At 43.8% G+C, this 22,451-nt stretch carries 23 protein-coding genes, 1 tRNA gene and 1 pseudogene; 6 read left to right on the forward strand and 19 right to left on the reverse strand.

All coding sequences use genetic code 11. The annotated features are described in order from the left end of the window. Window positions 1-142: 142 nt before the first annotated feature. Window positions 143-727: a helix-turn-helix domain-containing protein gene (locus MHB46_RS05725; protein ID WP_007429779.1), complete on the forward strand. Its 585-nt coding sequence runs from the start codon at window positions 143-145 to the stop codon at window positions 725-727. A 205-nt stretch (window positions 728-932) separates the two neighbouring features. Here the strand turns inward: MHB46_RS05725 and MHB46_RS05730 are convergent, their stop codons facing one another. From MHB46_RS05730 to MHB46_RS05745, 4 genes and pseudogenes are all read right to left on the reverse strand, one after another. Next, on the reverse strand, window positions 933-2,630 hold the full coding sequence (locus MHB46_RS05730; RefSeq protein ID WP_341161817.1) for a ribulokinase: 1,698 nt from the start codon (window positions 2,628-2,630) through the stop codon (window positions 933-935). 112 nt (window positions 2,631-2,742) lie between these two features. After that, window positions 2,743-2,871: pseudogene (locus MHB46_RS05735) on the reverse strand (class II aldolase/adducin family protein); the annotation flags it as partial. Between the two features lie 400 nt (window positions 2,872-3,271). Further along, on the reverse strand, window positions 3,272-4,378 hold the full coding sequence (locus tag MHB46_RS05740; RefSeq protein WP_341161818.1) for a GntR family transcriptional regulator: 1,107 nt from the start codon (window positions 4,376-4,378) through the stop codon (window positions 3,272-3,274). Between the two features lie 197 nt (window positions 4,379-4,575). After that, window positions 4,576-5,727: a sn-glycerol-1-phosphate dehydrogenase gene (locus tag MHB46_RS05745; protein WP_341161819.1), complete on the reverse strand. Its 1,152-nt coding sequence runs from the start codon at window positions 5,725-5,727 to the stop codon at window positions 4,576-4,578. A 168-nt stretch (window positions 5,728-5,895) separates the two neighbouring features. On the opposite strand from MHB46_RS05745, the gene MHB46_RS05750 reads away from it, so the two are divergent. After that, complete coding sequence (locus MHB46_RS05750) at window positions 5,896-6,099, forward strand: hypothetical protein (RefSeq protein ID WP_061828633.1); 204 nt, start codon at window positions 5,896-5,898, stop codon at window positions 6,097-6,099. A gap of 130 nt (window positions 6,100-6,229) precedes the next feature. On the opposite strand, the gene fabV is transcribed toward MHB46_RS05750, so the two are convergent. After that, window positions 6,230-7,393 (reverse strand): enoyl-ACP reductase FabV, encoded by a 1,164-nt coding sequence (fabV, locus tag MHB46_RS05755; protein WP_341161820.1) that lies wholly within the window; start codon window positions 7,391-7,393, stop codon window positions 6,230-6,232. 168 nt (window positions 7,394-7,561) lie between these two features. Beyond that, window positions 7,562-7,918 (reverse strand): winged helix-turn-helix transcriptional regulator, encoded by a 357-nt coding sequence (locus MHB46_RS05760; RefSeq protein ID WP_069079881.1) that lies wholly within the window; start codon window positions 7,916-7,918, stop codon window positions 7,562-7,564. 197 nt (window positions 7,919-8,115) lie between these two features. Here MHB46_RS05760 and MHB46_RS05765 point away from each other — a divergent pair, with 197 nt between their 5' ends. Next, a complete protein-coding gene (locus MHB46_RS05765; RefSeq protein ID WP_165176719.1) occupies window positions 8,116-8,646 on the forward strand; it encodes an NAD(P)H-dependent oxidoreductase in 531 nt (176 codons plus the stop codon). A 93-nt stretch (window positions 8,647-8,739) separates the two neighbouring features. Here the strand turns inward: MHB46_RS05765 and MHB46_RS05770 are convergent. Then, a tRNA-Leu gene (locus MHB46_RS05770) sits at window positions 8,740-8,824 on the reverse strand. A 377-nt stretch (window positions 8,825-9,201) separates the two neighbouring features. Here MHB46_RS05770 and MHB46_RS05775 point away from each other — a divergent pair. After that, window positions 9,202-9,642 (forward strand): N-acetyltransferase, encoded by a 441-nt coding sequence (locus MHB46_RS05775; protein WP_165175904.1) that lies wholly within the window; start codon window positions 9,202-9,204, stop codon window positions 9,640-9,642. A 96-nt stretch (window positions 9,643-9,738) separates the two neighbouring features. On the opposite strand, the gene MHB46_RS05780 is transcribed toward MHB46_RS05775, so the two are convergent. Further along, complete coding sequence (locus MHB46_RS05780) at window positions 9,739-10,248, reverse strand: GNAT family N-acetyltransferase (protein WP_165175906.1); 510 nt, start codon at window positions 10,246-10,248, stop codon at window positions 9,739-9,741. Window positions 10,249-10,322: 74 nt separating this feature from the next. Then, entirely contained in the window at window positions 10,323-10,838 is a 516-nt protein-coding gene (locus MHB46_RS05785; protein ID WP_341161821.1) for a hypothetical protein, read from the reverse strand. Window positions 10,839-11,149: 311 nt separating this feature from the next. On the opposite strand from MHB46_RS05785, the gene MHB46_RS05790 reads away from it, so the two are divergent. Continuing rightward, window positions 11,150-11,650, forward strand: coding sequence for a hypothetical protein (locus tag MHB46_RS05790; protein WP_341161822.1), 501 nt, complete (start codon window positions 11,150-11,152; stop codon window positions 11,648-11,650). A 202-nt stretch (window positions 11,651-11,852) separates the two neighbouring features. Here MHB46_RS05790 and nspC read toward each other — a convergent pair whose 3' ends face one another. The 7 genes from nspC to MHB46_RS05825 all read right to left on the reverse strand — a co-directional run bounded on the left by nspC (window position 11,853) and on the right by MHB46_RS05825 (window position 19,611). Beyond that, complete coding sequence (gene nspC / locus MHB46_RS05795) at window positions 11,853-12,992, reverse strand: carboxynorspermidine decarboxylase (protein ID WP_069079886.1); 1,140 nt, start codon at window positions 12,990-12,992, stop codon at window positions 11,853-11,855. Between the two features lie 8 nt (window positions 12,993-13,000). Further along, window positions 13,001-14,200, reverse strand: a complete 1,200-nt coding sequence (locus MHB46_RS05800; protein ID WP_013309649.1) for a saccharopine dehydrogenase family protein — start codon at window positions 14,198-14,200, stop codon at window positions 13,001-13,003. 315 nt (window positions 14,201-14,515) lie between these two features. After that, window positions 14,516-14,776, reverse strand: a complete 261-nt coding sequence (locus tag MHB46_RS05805; protein WP_165175914.1) for a bacteriocin immunity protein — start codon at window positions 14,774-14,776, stop codon at window positions 14,516-14,518. A 156-nt stretch (window positions 14,777-14,932) separates the two neighbouring features. Beyond that, the gene (htpG, locus tag MHB46_RS05810; protein WP_165175916.1) at window positions 14,933-16,813 is read right to left on the reverse strand and encodes a molecular chaperone HtpG; all 1,881 of its coding nucleotides are present in this window, start codon (window positions 16,811-16,813) and stop codon (window positions 14,933-14,935) included. 180 nt (window positions 16,814-16,993) lie between these two features. Next, complete coding sequence (locus tag MHB46_RS05815) at window positions 16,994-17,617, reverse strand: SMI1/KNR4 family protein (protein WP_341161823.1); 624 nt, start codon at window positions 17,615-17,617, stop codon at window positions 16,994-16,996. 155 nt (window positions 17,618-17,772) lie between these two features. Continuing rightward, window positions 17,773-19,086 carry a hypothetical protein gene (locus MHB46_RS05820; protein WP_341161824.1) on the reverse strand — a complete coding sequence of 438 codons (1,314 nt, stop codon included), beginning with the start codon at window positions 19,084-19,086 and terminating at the stop codon, window positions 17,773-17,775. A gap of 51 nt (window positions 19,087-19,137) precedes the next feature. After that, window positions 19,138-19,611, reverse strand: coding sequence for a DUF7716 domain-containing protein (locus tag MHB46_RS05825; RefSeq protein ID WP_165175922.1), 474 nt, complete (start codon window positions 19,609-19,611; stop codon window positions 19,138-19,140). Window positions 19,612-19,743: 132 nt separating this feature from the next. Here MHB46_RS05825 and MHB46_RS05830 point away from each other — a divergent pair, with 132 nt between their 5' ends. Continuing rightward, on the forward strand, window positions 19,744-20,874 hold the full coding sequence (locus tag MHB46_RS05830; protein WP_341161825.1) for a phosphodiester glycosidase family protein: 1,131 nt from the start codon (window positions 19,744-19,746) through the stop codon (window positions 20,872-20,874). A gap of 130 nt (window positions 20,875-21,004) precedes the next feature. On the opposite strand, the gene MHB46_RS05835 is transcribed toward MHB46_RS05830, so the two are convergent. From MHB46_RS05835 to MHB46_RS05845, 3 genes are all read right to left on the reverse strand, one after another. Continuing rightward, window positions 21,005-21,454 carry a DUF6386 family protein gene (locus MHB46_RS05835; protein WP_165175926.1) on the reverse strand — a complete coding sequence of 150 codons (450 nt, stop codon included), beginning with the start codon at window positions 21,452-21,454 and terminating at the stop codon, window positions 21,005-21,007. 220 nt (window positions 21,455-21,674) lie between these two features. Further along, complete coding sequence (locus MHB46_RS05840; RefSeq protein ID WP_014599622.1) at window positions 21,675-21,773, reverse strand: hypothetical protein; 99 nt, start codon at window positions 21,771-21,773, stop codon at window positions 21,675-21,677. Between the two features lie 100 nt (window positions 21,774-21,873). Continuing rightward, on the reverse strand, window positions 21,874-22,143 hold the full coding sequence (locus MHB46_RS05845; RefSeq protein ID WP_341161826.1) for a hypothetical protein: 270 nt from the start codon (window positions 22,141-22,143) through the stop codon (window positions 21,874-21,876). Window positions 22,144-22,451 lie beyond the last annotated feature (308 nt).

A 22,451-nucleotide genomic window follows, 5' to 3' on the forward strand; every position in this document is an offset into this window, starting at 1 on the left:
ACTTCCATTTTTATAGGCCAAATGGACCTTATTTTCCATAAACCGGTTAAGCCCATGGGATTAAAAGAAAATCAGGAGAGGAGTCACTTGCAAAGCCCCCTTCGGGTATAGTAGTATGTGGTTAAAAAAAATCGGAGGGTATATGCCTAAACAACAAGATAAACATTCCATTCAGGCGTGGTCTCTGATCAATCGCAAATATTTGGGAAAAGGCGTGCGTGTCAAACGTTTTCGTAAACCAACACGCTGTCAAGTGCGCAATCGCGTTTTGCTTGCCGTTTTGATGGCTAATGACATTAAACTGTCCCAACTTGCCGAGGAGCTTTCCATTTCCTCCCGTAGTGTCAGTGCGTGGGTATATGAAGGTCGCATTCCCGGCAACACTAATCTGGAAAAGACGTGTAATACACTTGGTTATCCGCACCATATTCTATTTAATGAAGAGGTTGTCCGGCGTTCACCACTCATCTGTCAACCAGCGCCGTCCCGTTTTATGAAACGGACTGTGACTCGTTCTCCGGTTAAAAATCGGATCTTGGCGGGTCTATGCATGGTACATGATATTTCGGTGACCGATGTGAGTCATTGGATTGGCGTTCACCCCGGTACATTTCGGAAATGGTTGCATCAGGGTACCGTTCCTTCGCAAACCTTCCAGGATCAGGCGGAACAGTTTTTCCGTATTCCAAAATCCATTTTGTTTGCTGATGCCATGCTGAAGAAGTAAAAATGTCCGTAAACCGAAACGATTGTAATTTTCATGAAAGTCTTTGAAAGGAACGCATTACCATCTTTCATCCACTGAGACTTTCACATCATGTAATTCACAGAATATAAAATGCAAAAAAAGCACAGTCTGCCGATTCCTCGGTGTACTGTGCTTTTTAGATAACAGAGTTTTAAATACTGCTTGCTTATATTTTGTCAGTTTCTTAAGAATGAATGCTTGCCGTTTCAGTTGAACGTCCAGCTTCTTCCTTGATAGTCTTTAGCTTTTTCATCACCGGGTTGCCTCCACGTCCAAAGTAGTCGTGAAGACGGCTGTATTCCTCGTACAGCTTATCATACACGGCCGCGTTCTCAGGGATTGGCATAAAGCTCTCGTCCCGTACACGAGCCATATGACGCGCTGCTTCGACGATATCGTCGTACCCTCCAGCTTCAGTTCCCGCAGCCACTGCTGCGAACATGGCCGCACCCAATGCAGGAGTTTGAGTAGAAGCCGCCACCTTAATCTCACGTCCGGTTACATCTGCATAAATTTGCATTAAAAGACGATTTTTCTGCGGCAATCCACCGCACGCATACAATACGTCTACTGGCACGCCGTTATGATGGAACGCATCGACAATTTTACGTGTTCCGAACGCAGTTGCTTCCAGCAATGTACGATACACTTCCTCTGGCTTCGTCAGCAACGTATACCCGACAATCAGCCCCGTCAGGTTGGTGTCAACCAACAGAGAACGGTTACCGTTCCACCAATCCAGCGCCAGCAACCCGGTTTCCCCCGGCTTATATTCAGCCGCTTTACGCTCCAGCCATACATGGACGTTCACACCTTCCGCAGCTGCCTGCTCCTTCACTTCGCCGGGAACAGCATGATCCACAAACCATGCGAAAATGTCTCCTACCGCCGATTGTCCAGCCTCATACCCGTAATAGCCCGGAATAATTCCGTTCTCTACAACGCCACACATACCCTCTACTTCTTTTTCTTCCTCACCGAGGAGCATATGGCAAATGGAAGTTCCCATCGCCATCACCAGCTTGCCTGGTGTGACGACGCCTACTGCCGGAACAGCCGCATGTGCATCCACATTGCCTAGCGCTACTGCCGTTCCCGGATTCAGTCCGAGTTTTGCAGCCATATTCTCTGTTAATCCACCTGCACGAGCACCCAATTCATAAATCTCACCGCGCAGCTTCGTATCCGTCAAATTTTCTAGACGCGGATCGAGCGCTTTAAAAAATTCACGATTCGGATAACCATCGCGATGATGGTAAATAGACTTGTAGCCAGCTGTACACTGATTACGTTTCAGTTCCCCGCTGAGCTGGGAAATTACCCAGTCGGTCGCTTCTACAAAGCGGTCTGTTTGATTATAAATGTCCGGTGCCTCGTTCAGAATTTGCCAAATTTTTGCGATCATCCATTCGGAAGAAATTTTCCCTCCATAGCGGTGCAGAAACACCTCTCCTCGCTGCGAGGCAATGGCATTTAAACGGTCCGCTTCATCTTGTGCTGCATGATGCTTCCACAGTTTCACCCAACTATGCGGGTTATCTTTCAGGTTCTCGTCAAAGCACAACGGTTGTCCCTGCGCGTCAATCGGCAGCATCGTGCATGCTGTAAAATCAATTCCGATCCCGATGATATCGTCTGGAGAAATGCCAGTCTCCTTCATAACGGCAGGTATAGAAATAGTCAGCACTTCAATATAATCAGCCGGATGTTCCAGCGCCCAATCCATTTCCAATTTGCGTCCGCTACCAGGCAGCACTTCATCCATAACTCCATGACGGTAAGGTGTTACATGTGTAGCAATTTCAGCTCCGTCAGACAGGTCAACAATAATCGCACGGCCGGACTCCGTTCCATAATCGACACCAATTGTATACTTGCTCATTTGTGTGCCTCCTCCTTTTTCGTTTGACCATAATAAGCGTTCGCCCATGCTTGCGCAGAAAATGCTTACCCAGCAGCACCAGATCCACTAAGGTGAATTCTGGATTCCGAACGAAAGAACGGTACAATGCCAGATGATGTGTAGGCGTATCTGACGAAGGCCGAAGGTCAACCTCGACAATATCGCCTTGTAGAATCAGTACAACCAGTTGCTCCGCTTTCAGTTCTTCATAGGCCACGCCTTGGAAGAGCCAAATCGGCCTTCCATACTTCCTTTTTCAATTGTTCTAATATGTATAAGACACACCTTTTACTATCATTTCTGAAATCTGCAATGGAGGAGGTGAATGAAACTAACTTCAAATGGAAATTACAGGAAGGTCTTAACGACCCTTTAACCTTGTTTGCGCTTTCATTATATGCTTGTACGTACAGCTTAGCTAGTCTTTTTTTATGTATTTTCTCGATAGATTTATGTACTCATTTTCAGAAAAAATATAACAAAAACAGCCTATTTCTGCAATCCAGAAAACAGACTGTTCGGTATGACGAGAAACATGCCATCAAATATTAAGCGTTAAAGCTGTATACTTACTAACTTGTCCTTACATGTTAAGAAATAAAACCGACTGATCTTCCAGCCTAGTGTTCTCTAGGCATGACCTGGACAGGCCCAGTAGATTCACGAACGATGAGCTCAGGAGGTAGAATTAACTGACGATCTTCTTCATGGTACCCCTTCTCTTCAATCATCGACAGCATGGTATCGGCAGCACGTAACCCCAACTCTTCCTTTGGATGCCGAATTGTCGTTAGCTTGATTTCCGTTGCTGTCGCCAAAAATGAATCATCAAACCCAACCAACGATAGATCATTGGGAATGTTCAGGCCCACCGAACGTACAATATCCAGGAGTCGAACAGCCAGCTCATCATTGTAGGTCACCCATCCAGTAGGACGCTCTCCCGTCTCCATCGCCAATAGCTCCGACGCACGTTGTAGCGGAATCTCATTTTTTTCTTCTGTCCGGTAAGTCGTTACTGCGTTCGGGTGTAGTGTCACACCATATTTGCGGTGAGCGGCCACAAATCCCTTCATACGAAGAATCCCCTGCATATCATCGGTTTTGAAAAATCCGGCCAAGCGTCGGTGTCCCAGCTTAATCAGATGCTCGGCCGCCAAAAAACCACCCTTTTCATCATCTACTCGCAGACATGGCGCATCCATTTCCTCATAACGCGCATTGATCATCAAATAAGGGATTTGGCGATTTTCCACGGTTAAATAATAGTTCAGATTGGGGTTACGCTCTCCACTTTTGGTCGGTTCGATAATAATTCCGCTCAGCGGTTGACTCAATAGCATTTCCAGGCACTGACTTTCTTGCTCAGGGTCATTACCTGTGCTTGACAGCAGCATCTTATAGCCCTGACGACTCAATTTAGATTCAATTCCCTGTACAATGGATGGGAAAATATAATCCGATATATAGGTTGTAATGACTCCAATCGTCTTTGGATCTTCGGGCTGCTTGCTGTCCCGTGTCGCGACAAAGGTTCCCTTGCCCTGCATCCGAAACAGCCAGCCTTCCTGCACCAGCTCACCCAGCGCCTGACGCACCGTTTGCCGACTAACGGCAAATTGTTCAGACATTTCATGCTCAGATGGAAGCTGGCTTTGTGGTTCCAGTTTAGATGAATGAATCCATGACAAAATTTCCTGTTTAACTTGTATATATTTGGGCGCCATAATTTCCTCCGTACTTGCAATATCGTGTACCTGTTCATATTCCACGATTATAGCATACCGTTCATTTGTACATACAAATGTTACAGGAACAGGATATCATCGTATTGCTGCCAGAAGTGTAAACCCATTCACTTATCCCTTCTTTGCCACACAAGATTGGCTGAATATCTAAGGACAATTTGTGTAGTTGTTGCACATTACGAACGAAGCAATTGATGTTCGTTCATATACTTAAGTCCTGTATAGCGATCACGCAAGGTATGAGCCGTGCGCAATGCACGAGCAAGCTGTTCCTCCGTAACCCCCAGCTCGGCAATGGTAGATGGGCCTCCGACCTGAGCCAGCCATGCACGCATCTGCTCCGACGTAGGCAAAGCCCGATACACCTTAAAGGCCTCTACATCCTGACTGGCTGCTAAATCCCTGTACAGGTCGGACAGCAATGCGGATGCTACGCCTACTTTGGCACCATGCAAAACTTGCTTACGTCCCTCTGCAATAAAATCCATTTCAATTCGGTGGGAAATATGGTGCTCTCCCCCTGACGCTGGACGAGAATGATCTATCATCAGCATCGAAATACCGGATGCAATCAGTGCATTCATCAATACCTCGACACCAGCCTTGCTGCCTGCCGCAATCTCATCGACATGCTCTACACAGGCACGCAGAGCCTCCTCGGTAATGCGATTAGCCACAGGTGAATACGGCTCGTTTCCCAAATCTCTGGAAACATGCCAGTCCGCTAGTGAGGTGAACTTACCGAGCATATCGCCAAAACCGGCGGCAGTCATCGTCTGTGGCGCATTTGCCAGCACGGACAAATCAGCAAAGATCGCCTCTGGCGGAACTGCTTGGAATGTCTGCTTGCTGCCGTCCACAATTAATGGTGCGCCTGCGGAAGTAAAACCATCCACCGAAGCAGCCGTCGGTACTGACAAGAACGGACGATTCATTTTATAACATACGAAGCGAACCAGATCATGAATCGTGCCGGAGCCTACAGCAAGTACAGCCTGACTCTTATCCGCCACACCCAGCAGCACTTTCATAATGTAGGTTTCATCAGCAATGACATCCCCTACAGCATTCGGAGGTAAGCGGACTACATCAACTGTCAAACCTGCCTCACGAATCAGCTCAGCTACTTTTTTTCCTGCCGCCGCCGAAGTATGCTCATCTTCTACAAGAGTTACATGACGATAATCCTGTTGGTTCAGATAAGGAACAACAGACTCCAGTGCTCCATCCCGTACCTCAATAAACAATTCAACCTTTCGATGAGGATGATCAGCGTTACTAGCCTGCGCCTCTTCGTTCCACAGCTTGATCTGCTCATTCATATTCATTTCATCTACCTCCTGAAAAAGGAATAATTTGCACAAGAATGATCCATAATGATTAATAGATTCCGTTTGAAAACGATTACTATTTAATTGTACGCACAAGTGTATGTCCAAGTCCAGCGAAAAAGTACAAGTTGCTTTTTAATTTATACATTCGAAAGGAACATGTTTATGAAATTTGGAACGGATATTGCCTGCGCACTTGGTTTACTGGCAGGTACAACGTTTGGCAGTGGTATTGCATTTTTGTTCGGCTGGCAAGCCTATCGAGCTCTGACTTCTGTTGCAGTCTTTGGCGTTGTAGGGATTGTCATTACCATTGCCGTTTTTCGCTTGCTGCACCGTAAGTCACTTTCCACATCTAATTCTCGATAAATGCCGTTAGTGAAAACGAGTGCAACTTGTTTTTTGCCAATATACATAAAAAACGGGTCTCTTAAGCAATTGCATCGCTTGAGAGTACCCGTTTTTGTTTTACAAATATCACTTATGAAAGTGTATCAACCTATGGATTAACGTCTAATTCATAATCAATTTCATCAAACCCGAATCCAAATAATTGGAGGAAATCCAGACGGTATTGTTCGAGATCACCCAATTCAGATACATTTTCTGTAGTGATTTCGGACCAAGCCGCTTTGACAGCCTGCTGCACATCGTCTCTCATTTCCCAGTTATCCAGACGGATGCGTCCTTCTTCATCCGTTTCCACAGTGGACCCACTGTATAGCGTCTCGAACAGACGTTGTGCCTGCTCAATACATCCCTCGTGCAGTCCCTTTTCCTTCATGACCTTAAACAGCAAAGAAATATACAAAGGTACGACTGGAATAGCCGAACTGGATTGTGTAACCAAAGCTTTATTCACAGAAACGTAAGCTTTTCCATGATAACGCTCCAATTGCCTTGTTAAAGTATGTGCTGTAGCTTCCAAATCATTTTTAGCTTGGCCAATGGTTCCTTTACGATAGATAGCCTCCGTAATTTCGGGACCAATATACGAGTAAGCCAGTGTGGTTACCCCTTCAGCCAGCAGATCAGCTTCTTCCAACGCTTTCAGCCACAAGGACCAATCTTCGCCACCCATTACCGTAATGGTGTTCTCAATTTCCTCCTGCGTAGCCGGTTCTAGCGTAATTTCTGATACGACACCTGTATTCGTATTCACTGTTTTATTAGAAAAAGACTGTCCGATAGGCTTGAGAACGGAATTAAAGGTCTCACCCGTTTCGGGATGTGTCCGTCGCGGTGAAGCGACACTATATACAATCAGGTCTACCTTGCCCAGCTTTTCCTTTACCAGCTTCAACGTCTCCTGCTTAATTTCATGAGAAAAAGCATCTCCATTAATGCTTTCTGCTATGTAGCCAGCTGCTCTGGCCGCTCTTTCAAAGGCTACCGTATTATACCAGCCTGCTGAAGCCATGCGCCCCTCTGATGCAGGACGTTCATAGGATACCCCTATGGTGTCCGCTCCCAGACCGAAGCTCGCAGCAATACGAGAAGCCAGCCCGTATCCAGTAGATGCTCCGATCACAAGCACCTTTTTAGCTCCTTGTATTGATGTGCTTTCTTTGATGTAGTTGATCTGACGGTTAACATGAGCCGCGCATCCTGCAGGATGTGCAGTCGTACATATAAAACCACGGATTTTCGGTTTAATAATCATTGCAAGGGTCCCCCTACTTTAGCATTCATTTAATATGGATGTAATGGTTGTCCAGTCATAACTATATAGCAAATCAGCTTGCGGCTCAACACATAACATAACACTTGAAGACAGCCGAAGAAAACTACCGTAAACATCATAGTCTGCAACGCTTTTTTACTCCACTATTCATTTTGAATCATTTTCTAACAACATCACATCTTCTCCTTGCTGTTGTCTTATTTGGATATTAGCCCTTCCCCAAGAACACATTAAGTCAATAATTTCATTTGCTGTAATTCCATATTCCGTTATATAATACTCCACTTTTGGAGGCATTTGATTATACACATGTCTACCTATGATACCATCCTTTTCAAGTTCGCGAAGTTGCTGTATAAGAACCTTTTGAGAAATGCCTGAAATACTACGCTGTAATTCACTTGTCCTTTTTCTACCAGACATTAATAAACATATGATTAATGATTTCCATTTACCTCCGATGATCTCAAGTGTTGCTTCTATGCCTAAATTATATTGTTTCATAGTACCACCTCTTCAACGCTAAAAATAACAAAGTTTATCTAATTAATTCTATAATCGCATATCTTCACTTTAAGTCCAATGCATACTTTCAAGTAACTATCTTACTTTATTGTGTGTATTTACTTTTTTTGAAGCATACAGAATAATAATAGAGCATCTACAAAGGCAAATATGTTACGTAAGAAAGGTGATTTATGATGAAAACTCTTGTGATTTTAGCTCATCCCAATATCGAAGATTCTAGAGTAAATAACAGATGGAAACGAGAATTACTTCAATATACCAATGAAATTACAATTCATGAGATTTATAAAGAGTATCCAAACTGGAGCATTGATGTTTTGAAAGAACAACAGCTACTTGAAGCATACGATAATGTCATATTTCAATTCCCTTTGTATTGGTATAGTTACCCTCCTTTATTAAAAAAGTGGTTCGATGATGTTTTTACCCATGGATGGGCTTATGGTTCAAAGGGTGATAAGTTAAAAGGAAAGAAGCTAGGGATAGCCATGTCCATTGGCGATAAAAAAGAAAATTACTTACCTACTGGTTCCGTTTCTTTTACTGTAGATGAAGTTATAGCACCTTTTAAGGCAAGCGCAGTGCATGTTGGCGCCATAACATTACCCTATTTCGCTGTCTTCGGAGCCTCGTTTCAAGCAAGCGACGAAGACATTGATCAGAGTGCAAAAGACTATATTAAATATATATTTCAGTATAAATAAAATAGTTATAATGGTACGCGCAGCTTAACCATATAAAAACAGGCTCTTGGTGGCATCCAGCCAATCCAAGAACCTGTAAATGTTAGGCTATGATGCGGTCGAGAGGACTCGAACCTCCACGGGGGGTTAGCCCACACGGACCTGAACCGTGCGCGTCTGCCAATTCCGCCACGACCGCATATTATGTATTCACACCGATGTTTTTCAATCACGGCAATTTAGATTATATCTTCCATAGAACATAAAATCAAGCTATTTTTATATTATATTTTCTATGAATCATTTCCGTAAATATAAGAAAATCACTGGATATCACAAACCAGATATGGTAAAATGGGTCCATCAGGAAAGGAGGTGCGTCAACATCAATAATCACATGTTGAGCGTATCCCTTACCCGGTCCGTTATTCTCTAATTTACAGAGTTGACGGAGGCGCGGGATACGGATCAAAGCTTTAAATAAGCGCCACGGGTAGAAAGACCGTCCTCGGACGGTCTTTTTTATTTCAGCATCATCTATAAGATTACATACTGCACTGTGAAAGAGGAGATACGATGTCGATTAGACCCGCAAATGTGGAAGAGCTCAACGAGTTGGCAGCCATCTGGCTAGATGCTTCCATAGAAGCCCATCATTTTATTGCTCCGCAGTATTGGGCATCACAAGTTACCGAGATGGAAAACAGGTACCTTCCTCTCGCTCAAAACTACGTTATCATACAAGATGATCATAGCATTGGCGGCTTCGTCTCCATGTTGGATGGATACTTGGCGGCTCTGTTTATACGTGTTGATTCTCAAAGAAAAGGCTATGGCAAGTTACTACTAGATTGGATCAAGAAGCAACATGATGAGATTCAATTAAAGGTATACCAGTCGAACACGAAAGCATTTAACTTCTATACTAAAAATGGATTTACCATTCAAGCGGAATCTGTTGATGCCGAAACTGACGAGAAAGAATTTGTAATGGTATGGACAAAACATGAACGATAATGAAGCACCTCTAGCTTTTTAGAACAAAGGCTCCGCTCCCGTACCCATACGGTATAAGCAGAGCCTTTTACTTTTATCTACTAGCTGTCTAGTCTCTTATTTAAGACCATAAACCTCGGTATATAAAATCTCTTTAAACGGAGCAAACGCCGATTCAGCCAACGCACCTGGATAGCTCATAATCTGAAGCCGCAGATCCGCCTGTCCTTCTCTTAAAGGGGGCTGTACATATTCAAAATGGTTCAAATGGAACCCCAATCGCTCGTAAAAGCCAATTCTTCTCCGTGACCATTCATCCACTGGCGGCTCAACCTCCAGCACTACCGGATGATCAGACTGTGAGATAAATCTACTCATAAGCTTTTTGCCTAATCCGCCACCTCGTATACGGGAATCTACCGCAATGTGCTCTACAAACCGAAAATACGCGAATTCCCAGCCCGCCAAAAAAGCGACTATATTCCCCTGCTCATTTTTTTCAGTGATAATACGATAGCTAGGACGCTTCAATAAAGCCTTTTGAGCCTCAAACGTCCTGCATTCTGATGCTGGAAAAGAAGACTCCATAATCGCATATATTTCAGAAAAATCGGGTTCATTTATCATATCTCCCTAGCTCCTTTACCTCTAAATCCCCCAAACGACAACAGCCTGTCTTTCATTAAGAGGAAGAGGGATGTTTAGACCTTGTTTAATTCCATAAGCGTCAGCAATATGTGTTCCAACAGCTCTGGAATGTCTTCCATCTGATCTTCGTTAATTTGTCTGGAAAATCGGAGTTCAATCCTATTTTGGTATGTAGATGTCTTCTCTCCGTAAATCTGACTAAGCGTTTGTACCGGTCGAAGATCGGGCTTCCAAATTTCGGTCAGTATATTTTCAATCCGGCTGCATTGTGACTCAATCTCACGAATTTCCATGTAAAAACTCAGCAACAAGACACATCCCGGAATTTGATCTTTGATTTCCAAAATTTCCGCAGCCAAGTTGTTTAGATCCGCCTTTAGTTGAATTTCTGCCGTTACACCAGGCTGTTCTCTCAGTCTAAATTGGACAGCAAATTCACGTGACATCACGGACATTTCCAATCTGTCGATCCGCTGTGTAATGTCAATACGTGAATCCAAATTATCCATATCGTATACTGTATTTTCCATCGCTACTTTTAAATTATCAAAAACGGTCGGGTCGAACATGTGCAATTCACCTCTGCCTATCGTTACAATTTATTTCCCCAACTCATGTCGAAGTTTGTTCCTAATCCAATGAGTATACCATATATATTTTCCTCCAAGAAATCTAACCTTTGAACAGAACCCCTAAGACAAACTTGTGAACATACAAAATGCAATTTTGTAACAAAATGTTCTATTATATTCATTTTATTGATAAATATCCCTTTTTATTATTCCAATTTTCTGGTAAATAATATATAATAGTCCATGTTAGTTACTAATATATTCATATAAATGAATATAAATCCCAAAAAAAGAGAGGACTCTTATTTATGAAAAAAACGTTGTTAACTTCATTAGGTCTCACACTTTTGCTAAGCACTTCTGCAGGTGCCGCTTTTGCTGAAGATGCAGATTCTGTACCAGTAGCAAAGGAATCAACTCTAACCTCTGCACTTGAATATCATGAACAGGAACCAAATGATAGTTTTGAACAGGCTAACTACTATTTTATAGGTGATGGGGTCATTGGAACCCTCGGTGAAGAGAAGCATGGGATGTGGGAAAACTACGATGTATATAAAATAATGGCAGAAAATAACTCGAGAGAAGTTCACTTCACAATTGAGGGACACAGATATCCCGACTCTTGGTTGGAACTAACCCTTTTCGACAGTAATGGTCAAAGCATTAAAAGTTCAAAAAATGGTCAATATTTTTTAAATGCAACTCTTGAGCAAGGTAAGGATTACTACCTAGCCGTCAATGCGCTCGGACTTCAATTCGGAGGAAAAATGTTTGACTATAAACTCTCTTCTGAAGCTGTAAGCTAGACTAACTAAATTTATATAACTTTTCAAGTATTGAACCATTATTTAATGCCCGTTGTCGTATTGGATACATGCAACAGGCACATATAAAAACTAAAAAATCCCTAACTACGCCAAAAAGCCTCACCCCTTTCTCAAGGGGCGAGGCTTTTGTAGTTCAGTCATTCTATTCGGTGCACTCAGTTCTTTTACCCCTGTGTAAGTCTTACGACAAACGAGAGCTAAAGTCCTCATAAGAGAATTGACGGATTACCTTGATGCCTTCTTCGTCGTTGTAGCTGGCGATGGCTGGCAGGTTGACTCCGTTGAACATGTGGTTTTTGACCATCGTGTAATGGGCCATGTCGCAGAATACAAGCTTGTCTCCCGGCTTCAATGGCTCTTTAAAGGAATAGTCACCAATCACATCTCCAGCCAAGCACGTAAGCCCACCAAGTCTGTAAGTATGTGCATACTCGCCAGGCTGGCCTGCATCGATGATATTCGGGCGATATGGCATAGCCAGCACGTCAGGCATATGACATTCAGCCGAAGTATCCAGAATGGCAATATCCATTCCGTTTTTCATCGTATCCAATACGGTAGCCACCAGATATCCAGTATTCAAAGCAATAGCTTCGCCTGGCTCCAGATAAACCTGCACACCATATTTATCCTGAAAATATTGAATACAGCGTACCAGCGTGTCCAGATCATAGTCTTCTCTGGTAATATGGTGACCGCCGCCGAAATTGAGCCATTTCATGTTCTTAATGTATGGCCCGAATTTCTCATCCACGACTTTAATGGTGCGCTCCAGCGTATCTGAATTCTGTTCACACATCGTATGAAAATGAATACCATCCACGCCATCCAGATCCTCAGGTCTAAAGTTAGCCAGGGTCACACCCATTCTGGAGTTGTTGTAGCAAGGATCATACAACGGCGTTTCGATTTCCGAATATTCCGGATTAACTCGAATGCCGATGTCGATTTTTTTGGAAGTTACGCCTTGCACTCTGCTTTTGTAGCGTTTCAGTTGATCAAAGGAGTTGAAAACAATATGGTCAACATATTCCAATAGCTCATCAAATTCACTGTCTACATAAGCAGGTGCGTATACGTGAACTTCCTTGTCCATTTTTTCGCGACCGAGTCTGGCCTCGAACAACGAACTGGAGGTTACGCCTTTTAAATATTTGCCAACCAGAGGAAAGGTCGAAAACATCGAAAATCCCTTAAGAGCAAGCAAAATACTGCAGCCTGTCCGCTCTTGAACGGAATTTAAAACCTCAAGATTTTTGACAAGAAGTCTTTCGTCAACAAGATAACAAGGTGATGGAAGTCCTGTAATATCAATATTCATCGCAGGCCTCAATCAAGCAACGTTGGCGTAAAGTTCTCTTGCCATGGCAATCCGTGTTTATTTAGTGCTTCCATGAATGGATCTGGATCAAATTCCTCAACGTTGTAAACGCCTGGTTTTTTCCAGATACCTTTGATAATAAGCATTGCGCCGATCATAGCAGGAACACCAGTTGTGTAAGAAATGGCTTGGGAGCCAACTTCAGCATAACATTCCTCATGATCACAAACATTGTAAACATAATACGTTTTTGGTTTTCCATCTTTCACACCTTGGATGATGCAACCAATGTTCGTTTTGCCTTTTGTTCTTGGTCCCAGAGAAGCCGGGTCTGGCAAAATAGCTTTCAGGAATTGCAGTGGAATGATTTGTTGTCCTTCGTAATCAATAGGCTCGATCGAAGTCATGCCTACGTTTTGAAGTACATTCAAATGATTCAGATAATTGTCCGAGAACGTCATCCAGAAGCGGATTTTTTTCACGCCTTTAATATTCACTGCAAGAGATTCCAGTTCTTCATGGTACAAAAGATATATATTTTTCGGTCCAATTTCAGGAAGGTCGTATACCTTTTTCTCAGAAAGTGGCTCAGTTTCAATCCATTCTCCGTTTTCAAAGTAACGGCCCTTCGCCGTAATTTCACGAATATTGATTTCCGGATTAAAATTAGTTGCAAAAGGATATCCGTGGTCCCCTGCATTCGCATCCACAATATCAATCGTATGAATTTCATCAAAGTAGTGCTTTTGAGCATAAGCCGTAAATACTCCAGTTACGCCTGGATCAAAACCGCTGCCCAGCAGAGCTGTAATTCCTGCTTTTTCGAATCTTTCTTTGTAGGCCCATTGCCAGCTGTATTCAAACTTCGGCGTATCCGGCGGTTCATAGTTCGCCGTATCAACGTAATGAACACCTGTCTCAAGGCAAGCATCCATTATCGTCAAATCCTGATAAGGGAGAGCCACATTGATAACTACATCCGGTTGAAAGCTTCGAATCAAGTCAATGACCATGTCGGTGTTGTCAGCATCAAGCTGAGCCGTTTGGATCTTCGTACGACCTCCACCCAGCTTCTCTTTAAGCGCATCGCATTTCTCAACAGTTCTGCTTGCGATACAAATTTCTTCAAATACATCTGGGTTTTGGCAACATTTATGCACCACAACGCTGGCCACGCCACCGGCGCCAATAATCAATGCTTTTCCCAAAATAAATAACCTCCTTATTCCATACGCTAATCGCTAATCATTCTTGCAAACAAAATGATTATAAAGACATCCCACCAAATAATCAAGAAAAACGACAATTTGCTGTATCAAAATTCACAGGAACATGTCACAAAAACTTTACAAATCTCAAAATTAGGCATAAAAACTCCGTAAAGTGTGCAGAAAACAAACATTACCTCATACACTCCAGGGAAGTCAGCACGTATTTAACGGAAGTTTTTTTGAATCTAATGCTCATAGTCCTAAAGAGTTAATACTATCTTATTTCTAAACAAAAGACCACCCCTCCGCATCCTATGAAGAAGATTCATGGGGTGGTAAAATAATGGGCTGATAGCGTAATGCCTCATCTACGATCTCAGCTGCACTCAAGTCACGGTCATCCCAGTAGATCAAATTACTGATCCCCGGATGGAGCGTATTTTGCATCACTATGGTCAGCATACTGTCGATTTCCTCTTCTGTTCCCTCACCTCTGATGATTTTTTCCACTAACTCTATAAGCTCACTTCGCTCTAAATTTTGGAGTTCCTTTCTATCTCTATCCAGACTCATATAATTGCCCTCCTTTAATTGAGTATGATCGGCATTGTGTGGGCCCATCCCTTCTTCTGTAAGCGCTATATGACCTATTATGGAGATTTAAGAAGTGTTTATGATAAATAAAGCCGCCCCCAGTATGGGAACGGCTCTATACAATAATAAAGCTTGTTAAACCATGATTTTGCAAATATCGTTCGTGAATTCAACCGGATCTTGCAGTGGCAAGCCTTCGATCAGCAAAGCCTGATTATACAGTAATGCCGTATAGAGGTTTACCTTCTCCTTATCCTTGTCAAAAGCTTCTTTCAAAGAGTTGAACACCGCATGGTTTACGTTGATTTCCAGCACTTTATTCGCTTTGACATCGGCGTTATTAGGCATGGCGTTCAAGATTTTTTCCATCTCAATCGTCACTTCGCCGTCTGCGGACAGACATACCGGATGTGTCTTCAAGCGCTTGGAGGCTTTAACACTGGATACCTTGCCTTCCAGCAAGCCCTTCATGTACTCGAACAGCTCTTTGTTGTCGTTTTGTTCTGCTTCTGTTTCTTTCTCGTTTTCGTCAGGCTCAATGCCCAGATCGCCGCTCGATACAGATTTGAATTCTTTCTCTTTGTAGCTTAAGAGCATTTTAATAGCGAACTCATCAATATCATCGGTGAAATACAGAATTTCGTAGCCTTTGTCAGCCACCATTTCGGTTTGCGGCAGTTTTTCAATACGCTCATTGGACTCCCCGGAAGCATAATAAATATACTTCTGATCCTCTGGCATACGCGATACGTATTCGTCCAAAGTAACCTGCTTTTTCTCTGTAGAAGAGTAGAACATGAGCAGATCCTGCAGAGTTTCTTTATGTCTGCCGTAATCGTTGTAGACACCAAATTTCAATTGTCTGCCAAATGATTTGTAGAACTGATCATATTTCTCCCGGTCATTTTTGAGCAAGGTTAGCAATTGGCCTTTGATTTTGCTTTCGATATTTTTGGCAATCAGTTTCAGCTGACGGTCATGCTGCAGCATTTCTCTGGAAATGTTGAGCGACAGGCTTTCGGAGTCGACCATACCTTTGACAAAGCTAAAATAATCCGGCAGCAGGTCAGGAGATTTTTCCATAATCAGCACACCGTTGGCATACAACTCCAGCCCTTTTTCATATTCCTTGGAGTAGAAATCAAACGGAATATTTTCAGGAATAAACAGAATAGCTTGGTACACTACCGCGCCATCCGCACTGACGTGGATATGCTGGAGCGGCTTGTCGTAGCCATAGCGTTTTTCCGCGTAGAAATTTTGATAATCCTCGTCGGTCAGCTCGCTTTTGTTTTTTCTCCAGATCGGAACCATGCTGTTGATGCGCTGTTCTTCTTCATAATCCTCGAACTCGTTGTCGCTTCCCTCTTTCAGACGCTTGCCTGTAATATCCATTTTAATCGGATAGCGAATAAAGTCGGAGTATTTTTTAATCAGTGCTTTTAAACGATACTCGTCCAAATATTCGTCGTAGGACTCATCTTCGGTGTTTGCTTTGATTTTTAGAACAATCTCGGTTCCGACCTCGTCCTTCTCAGCTGCCTCAATGGTATACCCGTCTGCACCTGTGGATTCCCATTTATATGCAGTATCGCTTCCCAAAGCCTTGGTAGTCACTGTAACCACATCGGCTACCATGAAAGCTGAATAGAAGCCGACGCCGAATTGACCGATGATGTCATGACCATCCTTGGATTCATTTTCATTTTTGAATGCCAGTGAACCACTTTTAGCAATAACACCCAGGTTATTTTCTAGTTCTTCCTTGGTCATACCAATCCCGGTATCACGCAGGGTTAGCGTTCTGTTATCCTTATCGGCAGTTACTTTGATATAATAATTTTCTTTGTCAAAGACCAGTTGATCATCCGTCAATGCTTTGTAATAAATTTTGTCAATCGCATCACTTGCATTGGAGATCAGCTCTCTTAGGAAAATTTCCTTTTGCGTGTAAATCGAGTTAATCATCATTTCGAGCAGACGCTTGGACTCAGCCTGAAACTGTTTTTTCTCCATTCGGATATCTCCTTTCAAATATGAACCTATGTAAGGCCAGCGGATATGAGCTATGCAAACGATTCAACTTTGTTAGCACTCCCATCATTCGAGTGCTAGCCTACCTTTTTTATATCATTCCTCATTTTTTATGTCAATATCTCGGTCGACTGAACATTAAAATTACATTTTAGGAAATCGCTAGTGTCTAATGTGCTTAAACATCACGTTAAACATTTCGACAGAAGATGGAAACAGTCCCTGTACATGGGGAAGCAGATTACTCCTGATCCGAAGCTCATCCTCATTCAAATGCTGGAGGTCCTCATGAAAGAACCAAACAATAGGATAATCGCCGTCCTTATGTCTGCTGCCTGCATTTAAACAAACGGGACCCTGGTCGTCCTCTGCTATTGCAAAAGGAATGTAGCCTGCTGACAGAAGAGGTGACCATTGATCAAGCAAATCATAAAATGCCTTTAATCCTTGACCTACAGGCAGACGTGGGAACTCAACAAACGTACAATCGCTCCAGTATACTCCCGGGATGGACTCATTATCGAATTGTAAAGATACATAATGGTAGGACGTGATAAAACTCCTCAGCAGGGGCGGCAGCTCAAAATGGTATTTTTCCTCCATCTCCCGAACTTCCTGTTCAGTAATCTGTGAAAGGAGAGGCTTCCACTTGATCCATCCCTCCTCGTCAACATTCCCATCACGCATTTCCATCGGTACATTTTCTTCCACATCCATAAAAAAGGCTTCATCCATCTGAGCAAATAGTTCCTTCATGGATGTACGAATATCCGCTTTCTTGTCCATGTCTTCACACCTCTTTCCTCTCTATTCACATTTTGCATCATGGGTTAATGCCAAATGCCCTCTATCTGAAAATAGCATTGTAATCATGTGCTGCTACACTTTTTAAGTTCAGCTTATCAGAACTTGCTTTTATCACCATTTGCGGAATATTAGTATTACCAGCGCAAGGGCTCATAGTTCCGCCAGATCACCCAACGCGCTGTCTCGTGAATTGGCGCGGTGCCAATGCTATATTCGTCCTTCGTGCCGCTCTGCAAATCAATCAAATGAAGCATACCGCCATACGTTCCAACCGCCAACATACTTTCATCAGGTGTAACTGCCAGCCCGGATATCGTACTGCCGACAAAATAGCGCCAAAGTTCACGGCCCTCCCTGTCAATCAGACGGAGATAACCGTAGGCATCACCCAAAATAGATCCTTGTGTCAGCGCTGTTGCAGCGTATACTCGCATTTCTTCATTCATCATCGGCCATTCTTCCTTATTCTGAGCAAGACCCTGCTCCACCTCAGCAATCGACACTTGAATGGTGGCACCGTTGTAGAAATGACAGGCATTGTACCAGACGTCCAGATCATCATTGGAAAATAGAGCATAATGCGGATAACTAGAACTTGGCTCCAATGTATGCACCGTCTTATCAGACAGATCCATAAGCATATGCTCACTCATCTGGCTACCGTAAGCAATCCAACGTCCATCCCTCGACACAGCTCCATGGGCCATATCCACAATCGTGTCTTCCAACTCTAGTTTTCTTCGTTCAGACGCCTCGGGATGGATCAAATCCACCTGATCACCAGCCAGCAAATAAACGCCGTAACCGCAAAGCAGCAGAAGTCGCTGTCCATCGCCAAACGGAATCACTTCATCTAATATATCTTCAGGATGCTCCTCATCTCCCAAGCACTCCAGATCAGGAATGGATGCTTTTAAGCGGCCTTGTATATCCTCCCACTGAAAATGTGCTGTCTCTTCTCCTTGCAGATTTAAGTCCGGTTGACGAACAATCCGAATCCCCTGTCCATCCACCAACGCAAAATAAGTCCTGTCCGGCGAACAGCCTACTCGATGCAGTCCGGGGATTTGCAAGATTCTATCTTTTCCCGTCACATAGATCGTCCCACGTTCCCGAGGATTGCCCGCATGTAGAATGACTTCATTGCCTCCATTCACAAAAGCTATCGGCCTAACGGCTTGCAAAGCCTCCTCGAACGCTGGTGTAAGCGGCCAAGACGCGGCTGGAATCTCTCGACGTAACTGCTCCATTTCACCAGCCTGATTCGCCTCCTGAATCATACGAAAAATATCTTTGGCCATCTTGGGGCGTTCGTCCTGGTTTGGCTCTGATTGCTCCTGCTGCCATTCACTTTCCATGCCGACTCTGACAAATTCATTCACATCTGCGGCATACCTTTTTCCTTCCTGTCGCCACTTTGCTGCCATTTCATGATTCAACCAACTCATTTGCTTCCCCCATCCAGTGTATGTATGCCCTGTTTGTTCTACAGGCTTTGTTCATTCTGTTAGGTGGTTTCTCACCTTTGTCAGCACAGACCACAGGTCTGTCACTGCCTTCACCTCTTCATAGTCCAGAAAGGCATCTCGTTTGTCATAGTATTTTACCGCTATAATCACCATCTGAAGCGTCACTGGCTGTCCAGCAGCCTTAAGGACTTCCACAATACTTTCGAAGGTCGCCAACTCAAACCAGGTTTGAACCTGACGATCCGGCACCCACTTGGGAATATACTCGTCCTGTTCGTTGGTTACGACTGTACCCTCCTCTGCACATTCCTCTAGCCAATGCTCATCCCAATAATAAATTGGTGTGTGAACAGGGTCTTGATCCCATTGATCCACATTCACATATAACCAGTTATTATGCAGTTGCCCCACGCTACGCACCAATTCCTGCAATCCTTCAAATACACGATAAGACGGGCGCTCTCTGCGACGGTAATCCTCAAGTCTTGTCTCATACCTGCTCATCTTCAACCTCCCGCTTCCTATACCAGCTAAACACTCAAAATTCGCATAACATACATTTACAACTTATAAAACCCGATATAATTACAAGCACCTCGTAAAGTGTCAAGACTACATAAGGAGATTGATCTATTCATGAAAAGAATCACCGCACTTGTTATCCTGTCTTTGCTATTACTGGTATCCCCGATCTACGCTGCTGCCCCAGCACCTATGCTGGTCTATGTGGACCAGAGTAACCACTCCTTCATCCCGCTTCGTCTTCTGAACAGCTATGAAGGGATCACACTCAACATGACGGCAGCGGACAAAAAAATAGAAATTGCGCAAGGCAATACTCGGATCACCCTATTTGCCGGGAAATCTACTGCCAAAGTGAACGATCAAACGGTCCGTTTGCAAAATGCTCCTTTTACCGATAATGGTTCGACCTATGTACCCTTGCAGTTCATCAGCCAATATCTAAACCTGCAAGTCTCATGGCAAAAGGAAACCTCAGCTGTACGCATTAAGCAAGGTGCAAAGTCCGTCACGCTTCCGGTACATACTGGCAAGTTACCCGGAAACACTACACCCATTACGACAGCTCATAAAAGCTTCAAGGTCGGGTCTCGTACATTTTCCGCTAAGGTGGTCACCATCTCTATGCTCCATCCCAAGGTAAGCCTGGACGTGGCACTGGCAGGCGATTCCATTGGTAAAGTGGAAGACTTAAGTAGTCTCGCCAAACGTAACCAAGCGGTTGTAGCCATCAATGGTACATTCTTTGACGCCTATACCAAAAGTTCCTACAAAACGCCTTACGGCTATCTGGTCAGCCATGGAAAGATGTTGAAAAAAAGCTCCGGCGACCAACGGACGGTCTTCACCTACGATGCCAACCATTTATCCGAGCTAATGTCGGGTTCTGCCTTTGAACAACGCTTAAGCCAAGGCAGTGTCGAAGGTGCCCTTCAAGCCGGGCCTCGTCTGGTCACGAACGGTCAGGTTTCCCTAAATGTCAAAGCCGAAGGCTTCAAGGACCCTAAAATATTAACAGGCGGCGGCGCCCGCAGCGCACTCGGGATAAGTCGGGATCATAAGCTAATCCTCCTAACCACAAGTGGAGCGACTATACCGCAGCTCGCCCAAATGATGAAGCAGGCCGGCGCTTATCAAGCCATGAATCTGGACGGCGGTGCTTCCAGCGGGCTGTATTACAACGGCTCCTACCTCACCACACCCGGCCGCCAAATCAGCAATGCCATTATTGTAAAGTATCAATAGACAGATAAAGGGCTGTCTTCACGGATGTGTAAGCCGTGGGGATAGCCTTTTATCCATTTTCCTGGTTTCGGATGTTCCTGCTTCCACCTGTTCAGGCGGCTTGTATGGGCCGCTACGGGTTGCCTGCAACCTACAATCGAATCAGACCTGTAAAGCTATTGCTGCCTTCGCTTCCTTTTTTTAAAGAAAGATAAATACGATTGTCTTCTCTGCTCGCCAAGCATTCATAAAATCCCGGTTGCACAGAAAGGAACGTCCCTCCCCATACGCATTCAGGCTCCAGTCCACCACTTGTGGCTTCCTCCCCTGCTCCAATAAATAGGTTGCCTGAGGGAACCTTCAAAAACAGTCGTACAGCAGGCTTGTCAATATGATCTGTCATCAAAACCTCATAGGTCCCGTCGGCTCCCAGATTCAAAAAAGCTACATTTCCCGCATTCAACTCGCCCAGCTCGTCCTCTTCGATGGACCACCAATCCGGATCATCGTCCAAACGATGCTTAAGAGCTTGCGTATCAAATAAGCAAAGAGTCGCCGTGTCTGTCGTAAATTGAAATGGACTGCTTGCCATATTCATCATGCGATCCTCCTGATTTTGGTCAACGAATTTCTGTTTTTCCACGTCTTACGCTATCCGTATTGCCATATATTTGAGGGAAAATCCCCCTGTATGTAAAGTATAACAATGCTTGCAGGGCCAGACAACATGTTGGGCTAACACCTATTCTGCATAAAAAGCCCTCCCTCACGATGTCGTGAAAGAAGGCCGATTTGTGGATTTAAGCGATGCTAACCTGCTGTTAGATCAGAAAAGACTTAGTAATAATTACCAACAAAATGAACAATACCAAAATCGCTCCTGTGGATGTCCATGCTCCACCGTAACCTACTTCACCCATGTCTGAATCCCTCCTTGCGTTAAAGCTTACTCTTATCGTATGAAGAAAAGCGGATAACGACAGGGCGAATCGGCAAGTTTATTTGCCATGGAAGGACTACTCAGAAAATGGACTGATACGTTTGAGATAGATCGCTAATGACTCTGGATGACAACTGGCAGAGAATGTCGTCCGTTCTTCGCAGTAACCTGCTCACATCCTTGTACTTCATTTTTTGAAGGAGCGGGGTTTCTAACTGGGATGAAAGAAATTGAGTGGTGCCTATAAATACAACAACATCCAATCCCGGGTTGGTTTCGGTATGTAATAAGTGCAGCAGATCAGTCATAGACAGTAATCCGGGAGGGAAACGGCTGTTGTTTTCTTTCATATATAGTGCTTTTAACATGGAGGTCAAAGCCCAGTCACATAGGATAATGCAGCATTGGACTTGATTGTGCTTGTACAGGATTTGGGCTAGTTTCATGTGGTATTGGGATAGAGTTTTAAAATCCGTTATTGAATGATGTAGGTGTTGTGAGGGTCTGGACGGTTGAGTGGGACTTGAAATAAAGGTAGAAGGAGCTTCTTTCATATCTATTCCTCCAGAGAATTTCAATATTAGTCTTATTATACTCTAAAATAATACTTATAGATATTATTATTATTTATTATATTCATTATTCAATGTTTTCATTT

It is taken from the genome of Paenibacillus sp. FSL H7-0703 (genome assembly GCF_038003485.1).
Taxonomy (GTDB): Bacteria; Bacillota; Bacilli; order Paenibacillales; family Paenibacillaceae; genus Paenibacillus; species Paenibacillus polymyxa_B.